15 protein-coding genes are annotated in these 14,084 nt (G+C 60.6%); 7 read left to right on the forward strand and 8 right to left on the reverse strand.

All coding sequences use genetic code 11. The features are described from left to right. Positions 1-21: 21 nt before the first annotated feature. The 4 genes from gatC to rpsU form a co-directional block, all read right to left on the reverse strand. Entirely contained in the window at positions 22-324 is a 303-nt protein-coding gene (gatC, locus tag MWU38_RS10350) for an Asp-tRNA(Asn)/Glu-tRNA(Gln) amidotransferase subunit GatC (protein WP_247271732.1), read from the reverse strand. A gap of 81 nt (positions 325-405) precedes the next feature. Then, positions 406-2,115 (reverse strand): DUF4153 domain-containing protein, encoded by a 1,710-nt coding sequence (locus tag MWU38_RS10355; RefSeq protein ID WP_247271733.1) that lies wholly within the window; start codon positions 2,113-2,115, stop codon positions 406-408. 67 nt (positions 2,116-2,182) lie between these two features. Beyond that, positions 2,183-2,767, reverse strand: coding sequence for an FKBP-type peptidyl-prolyl cis-trans isomerase (locus MWU38_RS10360; RefSeq protein ID WP_247271734.1), 585 nt, complete (start codon positions 2,765-2,767; stop codon positions 2,183-2,185). A gap of 152 nt (positions 2,768-2,919) precedes the next feature. Then, the gene (gene rpsU, locus MWU38_RS10365; protein WP_006834591.1) at positions 2,920-3,126 is read right to left on the reverse strand and encodes a 30S ribosomal protein S21; all 207 of its coding nucleotides are present in this window, start codon (positions 3,124-3,126) and stop codon (positions 2,920-2,922) included. A gap of 229 nt (positions 3,127-3,355) precedes the next feature. Between rpsU and crcB the strand changes: the two genes are divergently transcribed. The 5 genes from crcB to MWU38_RS10390 are packed head-to-tail and all read left to right on the forward strand — an operon-like array spanning position 3,356 to position 6,621. After that, entirely contained in the window at positions 3,356-3,775 is a 420-nt protein-coding gene (crcB, locus tag MWU38_RS10370) for a fluoride efflux transporter CrcB (protein WP_247271735.1), read from the forward strand. Beyond that, positions 3,772-5,040 carry an RluA family pseudouridine synthase gene (locus MWU38_RS10375; protein ID WP_247271736.1) on the forward strand — a complete coding sequence of 423 codons (1,269 nt, stop codon included), beginning with the start codon at positions 3,772-3,774 and terminating at the stop codon, positions 5,038-5,040. Before crcB ends, MWU38_RS10375 begins: the two co-directional genes overlap by 4 nt. Continuing rightward, a complete protein-coding gene (locus tag MWU38_RS10380) occupies positions 5,040-5,696 on the forward strand; it encodes an HAD-IA family hydrolase (RefSeq protein WP_247271737.1) in 657 nt (218 codons plus the stop codon). Before MWU38_RS10375 ends, MWU38_RS10380 begins: the two co-directional genes overlap by 1 nt. Further along, complete coding sequence (locus MWU38_RS10385; RefSeq protein WP_247271738.1) at positions 5,693-5,929, forward strand: hypothetical protein; 237 nt, start codon at positions 5,693-5,695, stop codon at positions 5,927-5,929. The genes MWU38_RS10380 and MWU38_RS10385 overlap by 4 nt, the downstream gene beginning before the upstream one ends. Beyond that, positions 5,926-6,621: an ATP12 family protein gene (locus MWU38_RS10390; RefSeq protein ID WP_247271739.1), complete on the forward strand. Its 696-nt coding sequence runs from the start codon at positions 5,926-5,928 to the stop codon at positions 6,619-6,621. Before MWU38_RS10385 ends, MWU38_RS10390 begins: the two co-directional genes overlap by 4 nt. 24 nt (positions 6,622-6,645) lie before the next feature. On the opposite strand, the gene MWU38_RS10395 is transcribed toward MWU38_RS10390, so the two are convergent. From MWU38_RS10395 to MWU38_RS10410, 4 genes are read right to left on the reverse strand one after another with little or no spacing between them, the layout of a single operon-like run. Continuing rightward, positions 6,646-7,278 (reverse strand): ABC-type transport auxiliary lipoprotein family protein, encoded by a 633-nt coding sequence (locus tag MWU38_RS10395; protein WP_247271740.1) that lies wholly within the window; start codon positions 7,276-7,278, stop codon positions 6,646-6,648. Beyond that, entirely contained in the window at positions 7,275-8,222 is a 948-nt protein-coding gene (locus MWU38_RS10400) for an MlaD family protein (protein ID WP_247271741.1), read from the reverse strand. The genes MWU38_RS10395 and MWU38_RS10400 overlap by 4 nt, the downstream gene beginning before the upstream one ends. A 44-nt stretch (positions 8,223-8,266) precedes the next feature. After that, a complete protein-coding gene (locus MWU38_RS10405; protein ID WP_247271742.1) occupies positions 8,267-9,091 on the reverse strand; it encodes an ATP-binding cassette domain-containing protein in 825 nt (274 codons plus the stop codon). Continuing rightward, positions 9,091-10,203, reverse strand: coding sequence for an ABC transporter permease (locus tag MWU38_RS10410; protein WP_247271743.1), 1,113 nt, complete (start codon positions 10,201-10,203; stop codon positions 9,091-9,093). The genes MWU38_RS10405 and MWU38_RS10410 overlap by 1 nt, the downstream gene beginning before the upstream one ends. Before the next feature lie 236 nt (positions 10,204-10,439). On the opposite strand from MWU38_RS10410, the gene MWU38_RS10415 reads away from it, so the two are divergent. Together MWU38_RS10415 and MWU38_RS10420 are read left to right on the forward strand one after the other, a co-directional pair. Further along, entirely contained in the window at positions 10,440-13,172 is a 2,733-nt protein-coding gene (locus MWU38_RS10415) for a valine--tRNA ligase (RefSeq protein ID WP_247271744.1), read from the forward strand. Positions 13,173-13,220: 48 nt separating this feature from the next. After that, positions 13,221-14,036: a M90 family metallopeptidase gene (locus MWU38_RS10420; RefSeq protein ID WP_247271745.1), complete on the forward strand. Its 816-nt coding sequence runs from the start codon at positions 13,221-13,223 to the stop codon at positions 14,034-14,036. Positions 14,037-14,084 lie beyond the last annotated feature (48 nt).

Consider the following 14,084-nt stretch of genomic DNA (forward strand, 5'->3'; position numbering starts at 1 on the left):
GGTTATTCAGGCGCAAGGCGCCTATTCAATCACCTTGGGCACGCCGAAAAAGCCGTGTTCGGCAGCCGGCGCATTGGCCAGCACATCGTTGCGCTTACCACCGCCCGTCAGCGGGTCGGCATCCACCACGTCATCGCGCAGGCGCAGCGTATTGGGGATGACCGCCGTCATCGGCTCGACGCCTTCAACATCGACTTCGCCCAGCTGCTCAACCCAATCGAGGATATTGTTAAGCTCCGGCACCATTCGCTCAAGCTCTTCATCGCCCATCTTGATGCGCGCAAGGCCGGCGATTTTCGCCACGGTTTGTTTATCTACAGACATGAATTTCGCTTAGCGCCCACCGGGGGGCGCTTCAAGCACGAGTTGACCGCATGCGGCGGGTTTTTGCGCCCGGTTGACGCCTCACTCAAACGCAGCGCTTGCAGGCTTGCCATCGATGAAGAGTTGCTGACCTTCAAAGGCGCGCAGTTCTATGACCGATTCTTGGCTTATCTCCGGCACTTCATAGCGCCGCTCCTCGACCAATTCTGCGTGCCTGATGAAGGCGATGGAGACAACATCCGTCGCCGCGTCATAGACCAGCAGTTCGGCATCGCGCCCTTTGCTCAGGAGAGCCAAAATAGGGCGCTCGTCCTGAAATCCGACCTGCACCACGCGGCAATCGGCTGCGCAGCGATAGGGCTGGGAGTGGAGGAAGCTTCGGGCAGCGATGCGCACCGCCTCGTTTTCCACCTCGATGGGCGCTGAATTGATGGCGGCGACTTCGGGCCGGTTGCGCTGGCGATAGGTATAACGGTCCTCGGCATTCTTTGCCGCCAAGGCCAGTTCAGCGATTTGCGCATCCTTGCTCCGGCTCAACGTAGCGAGAGCTTCACGCCCCGCCTCGCCAAAGTCCCAGCGCAGCGCGGCATAGTCGAAATCCTCTGCGCTCACCGCGCCAGAGGCAAGGCGCGCCAGCTGGTTCGAGGCTGAAACCGCGCCGAAATTGAAAACCGGCATGGCAAGAAGCAGCGCGAGCCCCGCGACCAACACCGCCAGATGCAGGTTCGACAGGCGCAAAAACCTGCGCCACCCCTCGCGCCGGCCACGAATGGCGGCGGTGAAATAGGCAACGCCGTAAGCCACCGCGACTGCAATCGCGATCAACGCCCAGATACGCTCAGGGCTAAGTCCGTGTTGCGCAATGCGGGTACCCATGGAAATGGCTGCCATCACCGACAGGGGCAAGATGCCGAGCGTCAGTGCAAACCCCGCAATGCGAAGCACGCGCGATTGGCCCATGTCACCGTCATCATCGCGCACCACCGCGTTGGCAAGGACGAAGCACCCCACCGCCACCGACAACAGCAGCGGCGTCGCGCTCTTGGTCGCTTCCCACAAAACGTCGATCCCTGATACCAAGACTGCCAGCAGAAACAGCACAAGCGCCACCGCAAGCGGCACGGCAAGGATCGAAAGCACCAACAAGACCACGTTTTGCAGTGTGCCGATGATCTTCAACTGATTGCGCAACACGCCAAGCGCTGCGCCGAATGTGACGCCCGAAAACATCCAGCCGAACGCCTCTTCATCAATGAGGTCTTTCAAAAGGTCGATCTGGATCGCCGAAAAAAGCTCGGCCAGAATTGCGATGAGAGCCCATGAAAGCCCCACGAAAGCAAGCGCCCCTGCCCCGGTGATCGCATCGGTCCACACGTGGAAGTGCGTTTCCTTGTAGCTCGTGCGCCAACGCAGTTTGTGGAAGCCGGACTGGAACAGGGGCACTGACAAAAGGGTCGCCAGAACACCTGCGGCAACCCAGAATTGTTCGTCGGAATGGTGATCACCCGCAGCCGTCGCACGCCAGGCAATTCCCGCCATGACGAGAGCAACCATCACAGAGAAGATGATCGAGGGCCGCCATTCATCCCTGCCAAGGGTCAACGCAGCGGCAAGCGGCCCAAAGGAAAAAGCGGCGGCAATCGCTGCGCGCCATGGTTCAAGATCCGGGTCGTCGGTGGCAAAATGGACTATGAGCCCGGCAAAACCCAGAATAACGGCAAGCACCCAAGGCCGCTCGCGCCATTCCTCGATTGCCGCGCCGCGGTGCTCCACGCTCTCACCAATTGCCATCGCATCCCTCCCGTTGAGGAGAGATGCGCTAGCTCAGTTGAACCGGTGATGAAAGTTTGCAGGCCCGTTAGGGCTGCGGCGCATCCTGTGGTGGACCTTGCGGTGCACCCTGGCCTGCGCCCATTTGCGACTGCATCGCCTGCTGAAGGATCGACAGATTGCGATCAAACGTCTCGCGGTCCATGAAATCGATCACTTCGATCTCGAACATGAGATCAGCGTTCGCAGGGATCGGAGAGCCGGGAGGCGGCTCTGCGCCGTATGCTTTGTCAGCCGGGATAAACAGCTCGTATTTGCCGCCCTTCTGCATCTGCTGAAGGCCTTCGTAAAAACCGTCGATGGTCGCGCCCGGCTCAATCGGGAACGGGCTGCCTTCGGGGAAGATGCCTTCGACGGGAAGCGGGATGTCCTGCGATTCGTCGAACACCTCGCCCGTGCTTGCAAGCGAGCCTTTGTATTTCACGAAGACCATATCGCCCTCTTGCGGGGTCGGCCCTTCGCCAGCGACAAGCGTGTCGATGCTAAAGCCCTTGGGCACCGCGGCCCACGCAAGGCCAGCGCCGAGCAGAACAGCGACAATAACGCCGAGCCAGATTTTGGTGAGCGAGCCCTTGGCGATCGGGCGGATTGGTACGCGGGTGACTTCGGTCATGTGTGATCCCAATTGTTATGCGCAGCCCGCCAAGCTGCCAGACGGGCAGCAAAAAGGGCGCGGAAAATTCCCGCGCCCTGATGGCGTATTGCGTGAACGGTTTCAAGCGATTCGAGCAAGGTTAGCCCCGCCCGAATACAGCCCGAGCCCGCTTACTTGATACCGTCGCGCTCCATGCGCTTACGCTCAAGCTTGCGTGCACGGCGAACCGCGGCAGCCTTTTCACGGGCGCGCTTTTCGCTTGGCTTTTCGTAGTGCCGACGCAGTTTCATTTCGCGATACACACCTTCACGCTGCAGCTTTTTCTTAAGCGCACGAAGGGCTTGATCGACATTGTTATCGCGAACCATGATTTGCATAAACGGCAACTACCTCATTTCAAAATACGCCTGAGCCCGCGGTTCGAAAGTGCGGGAGTACGCTTATAAACTGACGCTAAAAGCGGCGCGAATCCCAATGGATCGCGCTTCAACAAGAGGCCACATAGCGCCGCGTCGTCAAATTGGCAACCCTGCAACGGGCCCTATACAGGGGCGCACGGCTTTAACAGTGGCGCATCGGGATGGTGGCGGCTAAGGAGCCTGCGAAATGTCATCTCAAATACTCACATCCCTTATGCCGACACTTGCCGTTGCGCTTGGCGGCGCAATCGGTGCAGGTGCGCGCTATCAGGTCGGCAATCTGGTGTCGCGCCTTGCCGGGCCACATTCGACCTTCCCCTGGGGCACGCTCAGCGTCAACATTCTGGGCAGCTTTATCATGGGGTTGCTGCTTGGCTGGTTCGCCAAAGGCGGCGCCGACGGTGACAACCTGCGCCTATTCCTCATCGCGGGACTGATGGGCGGGTTCACCACCTTCAGCGCCTTCAGCGCGGAGATGGTGACCATGCTCCACCGCGGGGAAATGTCGTCTGCGCTCATCTATGTGACCGTTTCGGTGTTTGCCGGAATGGCGGCATTTCTGGTGGGGCTTGTGGGAGTGCAGATGGGAGTTAACACCGCGCCATGACCCTTCCTTCCGATCAGATGAAACAACAGGTGCGCCAGTTCACGATTGGCGATGACGATGACGGCATCCGTCTTGACCGCTGGTTCAAGCGCAATTTGCCTGCCATCGGCTTTGCCACCATTTCGCGCTGGGCGCGCACCGGACAGATCCGTGTGGACGGCGGCAGAGCCAAGCCCGAAGACCGCCTGGCCGCTGGCCAGGTCCTGCGCGTTCCACCGGGAGGCGAAGCGAAGAACAAGGCCAATAAGGCGCGCCGGCCACTTACCGAAGACGAGGTGCAAACCGCGCGCGATATGGTCATCCGCGAAACGCCAAGCGCCATCGTCCTCAACAAGCCTCCGGGCCTTGCCACGCAAGGGGGGAGCAAAACCACCAAGCACGTCGATGGCCTGCTCGATGCGTTTGTCACCGAGGACGATCAGCCGCGCCCGCGCCTTGTCCACCGGCTCGACAAGGACACATCGGGCGTGCTCCTCATCGCCCGCACACCGGGAAGCGCGGCTTCCTATTCCAAACGGTTTTCCGGCCGCAGCGCGCGCAAGGTTTACTGGGCACTGGTCGTGGGCGTTCCCGAAGTGCGCGAGGGCACGATTGACGCCCCGCTCGCCAAGCAGCCGGGAACCGGCGGCGAGAAAATGCACGTGGATGAGGAAAACGGGCAAACTGCGAAAACCCGTTACCGCGTGGTTGAACGCGCGGGCACACGCGCCGCTTGGGTCGAGTTGGAGCCGCTGACAGGTCGCACCCACCAATTGCGCGTTCATATGGCGGCCATTGGCCACCCTATCGTTGGCGATGGCAAATATGGTGGGCAGGACGCATTCCTGACAGGCGCAATCAGCCGCAAGATGCACCTTCACGCGCGCCGCCTCATCATCGGGACACCGGAACGCAAGAGCACCGATACGCAAACGGGCGGCGGCAAGCTTGATGTGACCGCCGACCTGCCAGAGCATTTCGCCGCGAGCATGGAAGCACTGGGCTTTGAAGAGAGCCTGTCTGATGCATCGCCCGTGCGTGACGAAGCGCCAGAGCGCACGCCCGCGGAAAAGAAGCAGGCCGCACGTCGTCATGCCAAGCAATACCGCAAGGACCGGCGGGGCGAGCGCCGTGGGCGGACAACATCGGCGCACACGGCGAAGAAAGTCGCCAGGAAAAATCCCAAAGGGCCCGGGGTCAAGTCCAAGGGCAAGGCGCCTAAACGTAGCGGCAGCCCGGCGGGTGGAAGGCCGGCAGGTGGCAGGCCGAAGGGGCCGCGCCAATAATGAGACTTGCGGTATTCGATTGCGACGGGACGCTGGTCGATGGGCAGGCGGACATTATCTGGGCGATGGCACGCGCTTTCGAGCTTGCGGGCCTCCCCTCGCCCGATGCCAATCAGGTGCGCCGGGTCGTGGGCCTCAGCCTGCCTGTCGCGCTTCGCGAACTCGCGCCTGGCGCGGAATTGCGCCAGCAGCAAGAAATTGTCGAGAATTACAAAACAGCCTTCCGTTCACGCCGCGAAGAGGGGCTTTTGCAAGAACCGCTTTATGACGGAATGGCCGAGCTTTTGCGCGGCCTCCATGCCGACGGGTGGAGCCTTGCGGTGGCGACGGGCAAATCGGACCGGGGGCTTAACGCTTGCCTTGAAACGCATGGGCTGACCGACCTATTCGACTCCTTGCAGACCGCCGACCGCCACCCTTCCAAGCCGCATCCCGCCATGCTGGAAGCGGCATTGTTCGAGGCGGGCGCACAGCCAAACCAGGCCGTCGTGATCGGCGACACAAGCTTTGATATGCAGATGGCTGTCGCGGCGCGGGTGCGCGCTGTTGGCGTTGCCTGGGGCTATCACACCGCGCAAGACCTGATCGCAACCGGTGCTCACACCGTGGCACGCACGATGGACGAGCTTCGCAGCGCGTTGGAGGAGGCGCTATGAGCGATCAACCCACCCGCGAAGAAGCCATCGCTGCCAAACGCTATACGGTCATGAACCTCGTGCGGCTCGCCGCAGTCCCGGCGGTGGTCGCGGGCCTCGCAATTGCGCAAGGCGTGCTCGACCTGCCTTACGCGCTCGGCATCGTGCTGGCGGCGGGTGGGCTCTTTACCTTTTTCTTTGTGCCTGCGCTTTTGGCAAAGCGTTGGAAAGCAGGCGATCGGGACGAGCGATGAAGCGGTTTTATGAGCAAGTGTCCGTCAACGAAGTGGATGGCGGATGGCAGGTCATGCTGGATACGCGCGCTCTCAAGACTGTGAAGGGCAGCCCCCAAGTGGTGCCGACCAAGGCTCTGGCAGAGGCGCTCGCCAGCGAATGGGACGCGCAAGGTGACAAGATTGATCCTGCGACCCTACCCATGCGCGATATGGCCGATTACGCGGTTGATATCGTCGCCCCTGATGCCGGTGCGCTGATCGAGAAATCGCTGCAGTATGGCGACACGGACACGCTGCTTTACCGCGCCGACCCCGAAGAACCGCTCTACGTCAGACAGCAAGAGGTCTGGGAGCCGATCGTGACCGGTTTTGAAGATCGGCTGGGCGCGAACTTCACACGCATTTCCGGCATTATTCACCGCCCGCAAAGCGAGGAAGTGCTCTCCCGCCTTCGCGACGAGATGGCCGGCCAATCGCCATTTTCGCTGGCTGCAATCGAGATGATGACCCACCTCGCCGCCTCACTCATCACCGGACTAAGCGCCGCCCAGCCAGACGCCGATGCGCTGGCCTTGTGGAACGCGGCAAGCCTTGAAGAAGAGTGGCAGGCCGAGGAATGGGGCCGCGATGAGGAAGCCGAGGAACGCCGGGAAAAACGCACCGCCGATTTCTTGAAAGCCCGCGAATTCTGGGCGCTGGCGAACAGCTGAAACGCGAGGCCAGGCGGGCGAAGCTTACTCCGCGCCAAGAACCCAGGCAGCGACCTCTTTCGCAACCGTATTGGCCGCCGAATTAAGAGCAGGCGCAACGCTTGCAGCAACAGGGGCAATGCCCTCTTCGCGCGCTTCGAAACGGCGCGACATTACCCGACCGTCATCAAGCGTGTGCACCGCTTCGTAGCGCACCACGACCGACGAGGTCGAAGGTTCATAGCCCATGTCGATCAATGTTCCGCGCAAGGACTGGTTCGGCCTTAGCGGTGTATCGTCGGTGTCGAGCACCAGCACCGTCTGCGCATCGCCAGAGGCCGTGCGCAGCGTCTCACCCAGCAGACGACGGAACAGGCGGGCGGGCTTTTCGATCCAGACCGCATCCTGAAGATAGGCAATCTCTGTTGGCGACACGGTCACCGGCACGCGAATGACGTCGAGCTTTGCGGGGACCTCGGGCGTAAGGACCGCAATCGTGCCCTTGCTCCCTTCGGTGCCGGCCATTGTGCCAGAGCCCACCGGCGCGCTCGCGCTTGAGGTCAGGGTCAGCAGACTTTCAGGCGGTTCGCCCGCGCCGCCGATGCTCACACATCCGGTAAGCGCAAGGCTTGCGAGCGCGAGGGCAAGCGGCCCGTTCCAACTGCGGCAAGTCTTCATGGTTCATACTCCGGTAGCGGGCGGCCGCCGACGATCGAGCCTGCCCCTTCGGCCTCAAGCCGGTCGGTGACCGCGCGCAAAGATCGGCTGGTGGTGCGCAAATCCTTCAAGGTCGCCTCGACCATCGGCAAGGTTGTTTCCGAAAGCGCGCGCGTCGCGGGCCGCGCATCTTCGAGCATGGCCGACAGCGAGGTTGCCGCTTCATTCGCCGAGGCAAGCGTCTTGCTAAGCTCGTCGGCCATACGCGGCCCTTCCTGATTAAGCAGTTCGTCGGTCGTAAGCGTCACTTTCTCAAACGCGTTCAGTGCTTCGCCCGCCTCTTTCACCGCGACTTCAAGCTCAGCCAGAGTGCCCTGCAAAGCGGGCGCGGTATCCGCAAGTTCGCGGGTCAGGCGGTTGGAATTTTCAAGGATACCAGCGAGTTGTTCCTGATTTTCAGGACCAAGAATGACGTTCAATTGCTCGGTCAATGTCGCCAGGCGTTCAAGCAGAAGCGGAGCGTTTGCGACGATCTCGCCAAAGCCGCCGCGCCCTGGCGGAATGACCGGGCGACCTTCGGGACAGGCGGTGGTTTCGCACGTGATCGGGGGCGCAGCCTTGCGGGCACCGTCCAGAAGAATGGTCGAAACGCCGGTAAAGCTTGCCTGAATGGTCGCTTCTGTTCCGATGAGAATAGGCACTTCATCCCGGATGCGGACCCGCACGCGGACAAATTCGGGGTCTTCTTCGGACAGCGCAATCTCGCGAACCTGTCCCACGGGAACGCCCGCGTAGGACACCTGCGACCCATTGGCGAGGCCCGCAACCGATTGCTTGTAGAAGATGTCGTATTCGTTCGACGCGCCCTGATTGAGGCGCGCGATCCACACGATAAAAGCAGCAAGCGCGATCAAAAGCCCCAATGTGACGAAGCCGACCCAGAGATGATTTGCTCTTGTTTCCATGTGCCTGTTCCTATGGGCGCTTTCGCCCGCGCCTGTCCATAGCTCTAATCCGATTGCTCACGGGTCTGCGCTGCCTGAGCGGAGCGCCCGCGCGGTCCGTTGAAATACTCTTCGATCCAGGGATGCCCTGTTTCCAGAAGCTCGGGGATCGTGCCCACCGCAATCACCTTTTTATCCGCCAGCACGGCGACCCGGTCGCAAATTTCATACAACGTATCGAGATCGTGGGTGATAAGGAAAACGGTAAGGCCAAGGGTCTCTTTCAGATCCTTGGTCTGTTGATCGAAAGCAGCCGCGCCGATCGGGTCGAGCCCTGCGGTTGGCTCATCGAGGAAAAGCAATTCCGGATCGAGCGCAAGCGCCCTTGCCAGCCCTGCGCGTTTCTTCATCCCGCCGGACAATTCGCTCGGGTATTTGAGTGCAGCCTCTTCGGGAAGGCCGGACAACAGCACCTTGAAACGGGCGATCTCGCGGCGCAATTGGGGGCTGATATCGGGATAGAACTCCTTCAATGGCACCTCGACATTTTCGCCCACTGTCAGCGTCGAGAACAGCGCACCGCCCTGAAACAACACGCCCCAGCGCCGCCGCACACCGATGCGTTTATCAAGGTCAACGCCGGTGATCCGCCGTCCCAGCACATCAATATCGCCAGCGGTCGGCTTTTGCAGCCCGATGATCGAGCGCATCATCACCGATTTGCCGGTGCCCGATCCCCCGACCACGCCAAGGATTTCGCCGCGATTGACCGTCAGATCAAGCCCGTCGTGCACGGTGAAATCGCCAAAGCGATTGACGAGGCCTTTCACCACAATGGGCGGTTCTTTGCTAAAGCGGCCGTGGGGCGCTTCTGGTTCTTCGTAAGCCATCAGCCCCAGCCCACCTCGGTAAAGAAGACCGCAAAGAACGCATCCAGCACGATCACCGCGAAAATGGCCGAGACCACCGCCATGGTGGTGCGAAGGCCGACTTCTTCCGAATTCCCCTTCACCTGCATACCGTGATAACAGCCCGCCAACGCCACGATGAGGCCAAAGACGGGCGCTTTCACCAGCCCGACCCACACATCATGCAGCGGCACGACCTCCTGAATACGTTCGAGGAAGTTGAAGAACGGAATGCCAAGCGCAAACTGTCCGATCACCGCCCCGCCGATGATGCCAACGACGCTGGAATAGAAACCCAGAATGATCATCATGAAGGTGCAGGCGATGATGCGCGGGATCACCAGCCGTTCAATCGGAGAGATGCCGATGGTGCGCATCGCGTCCACTTCCTCGGTCAGTTTCATCGTCCCGATCTGCGCAGCAAAGGCGCTGCCCGAACGGCCAGCCACCATGATCGCGGTCATGAGTACCCCAAGCTCGCGCAGGGTTATCCGGCCCACGAGGTTCACCGTCAGCGTCTCTGCGCCGAATTGCGAAAGCTGCACCGCGCCCTGCTGCGCGATGACGATGCCGATGAGAAAGCTCATCAGGCCGATGATCGGAAGGGCCGAGACGCCCACCATCTCCATCTGGCGCACGACAGCGCGAATGGGCACGCGCGATGGATGGCGCGCGAGATTGGCAAAGCCCAGAATGATTGCGCCCAAAAAGCTGACCACCCCGAAAAAGCCGCTGCGCGCCTGATACACCTTGCCGCCGAGCAAAAGCGGCACGCGTTCCCACACGGGCACATGTTCAGGGGTCAGATCGCCGTCCGAGACTGTATCCGCAACCGCGTCGAGCAAATGCTTTGCCGTGTCGCTTGCCCCTGTAATCGGGCAGTCGCTGCGTTTCGCGAGGCGTGAGACGACCCACGCCCCAACCGTGTCGATCTCGTCAACCGCGGCGATGTCGATTTCGGAAAACTTGGGGTCGAGCGCGTCTAGTTCTGCTTCGACCGGGCCGACAGATGAGACGAGCAATTGCCCTTCCAATACGAGCCTGGAAGCGCCCGCGCCATCATCATCGAGTGTATAGGTGAGGGCCCCTTGCATCGTGTCTGAGGATATGCGGCGAAATGCGCTGCTTCACAAGCCCTCGCCTCGCAAACTCTTGCAAGGATGCACAGATCAGGCACACATAAGCGGCGGATGCGGCTCGGATGGTGAAGCAGATTGAGAGCTCTGTGCGTCGATTGGGTGAGAGTTGTTGCGCTGCACCCAATGGATTGGCATGGGAAGAAAAACGCGGGGGCCGTCTGACCCGCGAGCCATAGTGAAGCGAATAAACAATGAGCCTACCAACAACCTTTAATCCTGCTGACATCGAGCAGCGCTGGTATCAGCACTGGGAAACGACAGGCGGTTTTCGCCCTGAGCGTGCCGATGCCGAACCCTTCACCATCGTGAACCCGCCGCCAAACGTCACAGGTTCGCTGCACATCGGTCACGCGCTCGACAACACGCTTCAGGATATTGTGATCCGTTATGAGCGGCTGCGCGGGAAAGACGCGCTTTGGGTGGTGGGCACTGATCACGCCGGGATCGCCACACAGATGGTGGTCGAGCGGCAAATGGAGGCGAAACAGGACAAACGCACCAATTACAGTCGCGAGGAATTCGTCGACAAGGTGTGGGAATGGAAAGCGACAAGCGGCGGGACCATCACCACGCAATTACGCCGCCTAGGTTGCTCGATGGACTGGTCCAGAGAGCAGTTCACCATGGACGAGCATTTCACCAAGGCCGTGCTCAAGACCTTTGTGAACCTCTACAACGATGGCCTGATTTATCGCGACAAGCGGCTCGTGAACTGGGACCCCAAATTGAAGACCGCGATCTCAGATCTCGAGGTCGAGACGCAGACGATTGCGGGCGGTTTCTGGCACTTCAAATACCCGCTCGCCGATGGTGAAACCTTGGCAGATGGCCGCGATTACATCGAAGTTGCGACCACCCGCCCTGAGACGATGCTCGCGGATATGGCGGTGGCGGTTCACCCTTCCGATGATCGGTATAAAAGCGTCGTTGGCAAGCACGTGGTGCTCCCCATCACGGGCCGCCGTATTCCGATTGTAGCTGACGAACATGCTGATCCCGAGCTGGGTTCGGGCGCGGTGAAGATCACGCCGGGGCACGACTTCAACGACTTTGACGTGGGCAAACGCGCAGGCATCGAAGCGGGCGAAATGCTCAATATGCTCGATGCCGAGGGCAATGTTTGCCAGACGAGCGATGGCCGCGTGCCGGACGAATTTATCGGCCTCCACCGGTTCCGCCGAGACAAGCAGGACGGCGCGCGTGAACTCGTGGTCGAGCGCCTTAAGGAACAAGGCTTTCTTATCCCGCACGTTTCCAGGAACAAGAAGGGCGAGGAAGTCGTCTCCGACGCCGAACCGCGCCAGATCGCAACGCCATTCGGTGATCGTGGCGGCGTGGTAATCGAGCCATGGCTCACCGATCAATGGTATGTCGATGCGGCAAAACTGGCGGAAAAACCGCTCCAGCAAGTGCGCGACGGCACGGTCGAAATCGTGCCCAAATCCTGGGAAAAAACCTTCTTCAACTGGATGGAGAACATCCAGCCATGGTGTGTCTCGCGGCAGCTTTGGTGGGGGCACCGTATCCCGGCCTGGTTTGATGCCGATGGCGGCGTCTATGTCGCGATGTCCGAGGAAGAGGCGCAAGCAAAGGCAGGCGAAGGCGTTGCCCTTACCCGCGATGAAGACGTGCTCGACACATGGTTTTCTTCCGCCCTCTGGCCCTTCGCCACGCTGGGTTGGCCCGAGGAAGGCCAGCCGCTGCTCGACAAGCACTTCCCGAACTCGTTGCTCATCTCCGGCTTCGATATCCTGTTCTTCTGGGATGCGCGGATGATGATGATGGGCAATTATAATATGGGCGGCGCCCCGTGGCCGCGCCTGTATCTCCACGGCCTCGTGCGCGCTGCCGACGGCGCGAAGATGTCAAAGTCCAAGGGCAATGTCGTCGATCCGCTTGGTCTGATCGACCAATATGGCGCCGATGCGCTGCGCTTCTTCATGGCGGCGATGGAAAGCCAGGGCCGCGACATCAAGATGGATGAAAAGCGGGTCGAAGGATACCGCAACTTCGCCACGAAGCTGTGGAACGCCACGCGTTTTTGCCAGTCCAACGGCATCGGCAAATCGACCACGGTAAAGGCCCCGCAAGCGCGTCTTGCCGCCAACCAGTGGATCATCGGCGAGGTCCAAGCCGTCTGCAAAGAAATCGAGAGCGCGATGGAAGACCTGCGCTTCGATGCGGCTGCAAATGCGATCTACCAGTTCACTTGGTCCAAATTCTGCGACTGGTATCTTGAACTGATCAAGCCGGTGTTCGCTGATGATGCCGACCCCGATGGGCTTCCCACAAAGGAAACCCGCGAAGTCGCCGGATGGGCGCTCGATCAGATCCTCGTCATGCTCCACCCCTTCATGCCCTTCATCACCGAAGAGCTTTGGCATGCGCAAGGGACACGCTCCTACGACCTCATCACCGCAAAGTGGCCTTCCCCACGCGCCGAGGTCACGAAAGAAGCGACCGATGCGATTGACTGGGTGATCGACCTCACCACCAATGTCCGTTCGGCAAAGAACGAGCTTGGCATCTCACCGGGTGCGAAACTCGCCGCCTATGTGCCCGAACCCTCGGCCGTGGCATCAAGCACTATCGACCGCTCCAGCGCCGCGATTGAACGGCTCGCGCGCCTGACACCGGTGGTCCAGGGCGAGGCGCCCGAGGGTCCCGCGATGCAGGTCACCGCGCTTGGCGATGTGTTCGTGATCCCGCTGGAAGGCATCATCGACATCGCAGAAGAAAAAGCACGCCTCGAAAAGGCCCTTGCCGCCTCGCAAAAGGAGGCGAAATCGCTCGAAGGCAGGCTTTCAAATGCCAACTTCGTCGAGCGCGCCAAGCCCGAGGCAGTTGAAAAAGCCAAGGCCGATTTTGCCCACCACCAGGGCGAGGTCGAACGGCTGACAGCCGCGCTTGAACGCCTAGGCTAAAGGCGACCCCCTAACAATGCCGGGGCGGCGATCCTAAATTCACCGGATATGTCGCCTTGGCTCCTCTTGCTCGTCCCGCTGCTGATCGCCGCGTTTTTCGTTTATCGCTCGCGTGCGAGGCGCAAAAAACGCGAACGGCTCCTCGCTACCCCGCTCACCGCCGAGCAGCGCCGCATCGTTGAGCAGTTGGTGCCGCTGGTGACGCGTCTGCCCAAATCCTTGCGCGCGGCCCACGAAGGCAAGATCAACCTCTTCCTCGATCAAGTGACCTTCCGAGGCAAAAACGGGGTCGAAGTCACCGAGGCGATGGAGCTTTCCATTGCGGCGCAGGCCTGTCTTCTCATCGTGAACAGCCCCCTTTGGTATGACACAATCCGCAATGTTCTGCTCTATCCGGCGGTCTTTGACACCGGGCGCGCGCGGCACGACGGGAACCTCGTTCACGAACACCGTCACGGAACGCTTGGCGAGAGCTGGCAACGCGGGCCGGTGGTGCTTTCATGGAACGATGCGCTTCATGGCGGGCTTCGTGCAGATGACGGCGAAAACGTCGTCATTCACGAATTCGCGCACCAATTGGACAGCCTCACCGGCGACACCAACGGCATCCCCATCCTTCGCAAAGGTCAAACCTATGCAGGGTGGGAAAAGGCGATGCTCGATGCTTTCCACGCCCATGTCGCCAAGGTCGAGACGGGCGAGCCCACCTTGATCGACCCTTATGGCGCGACCAATCACGAAGAGTTTTTCGCCGAAGGGATCGTCACCTTCTTCGAACGCCCGCAAGCTCTGCAATCTCACGAACCCGCGCTCTACGCACAGTTTGCAGAGCTTCTGGCGGTCGATCCTGCGAAATGGAACTGAGCCAGACAATTTCCTACCGGCGCAAGGCATGGCATAGGGGGGCCATGA

It is taken from the genome of Qipengyuania sp. S6317L1, assembly GCF_023015615.1.
GTDB lineage: Bacteria > Pseudomonadota > Alphaproteobacteria > Sphingomonadales > Sphingomonadaceae > Erythrobacter.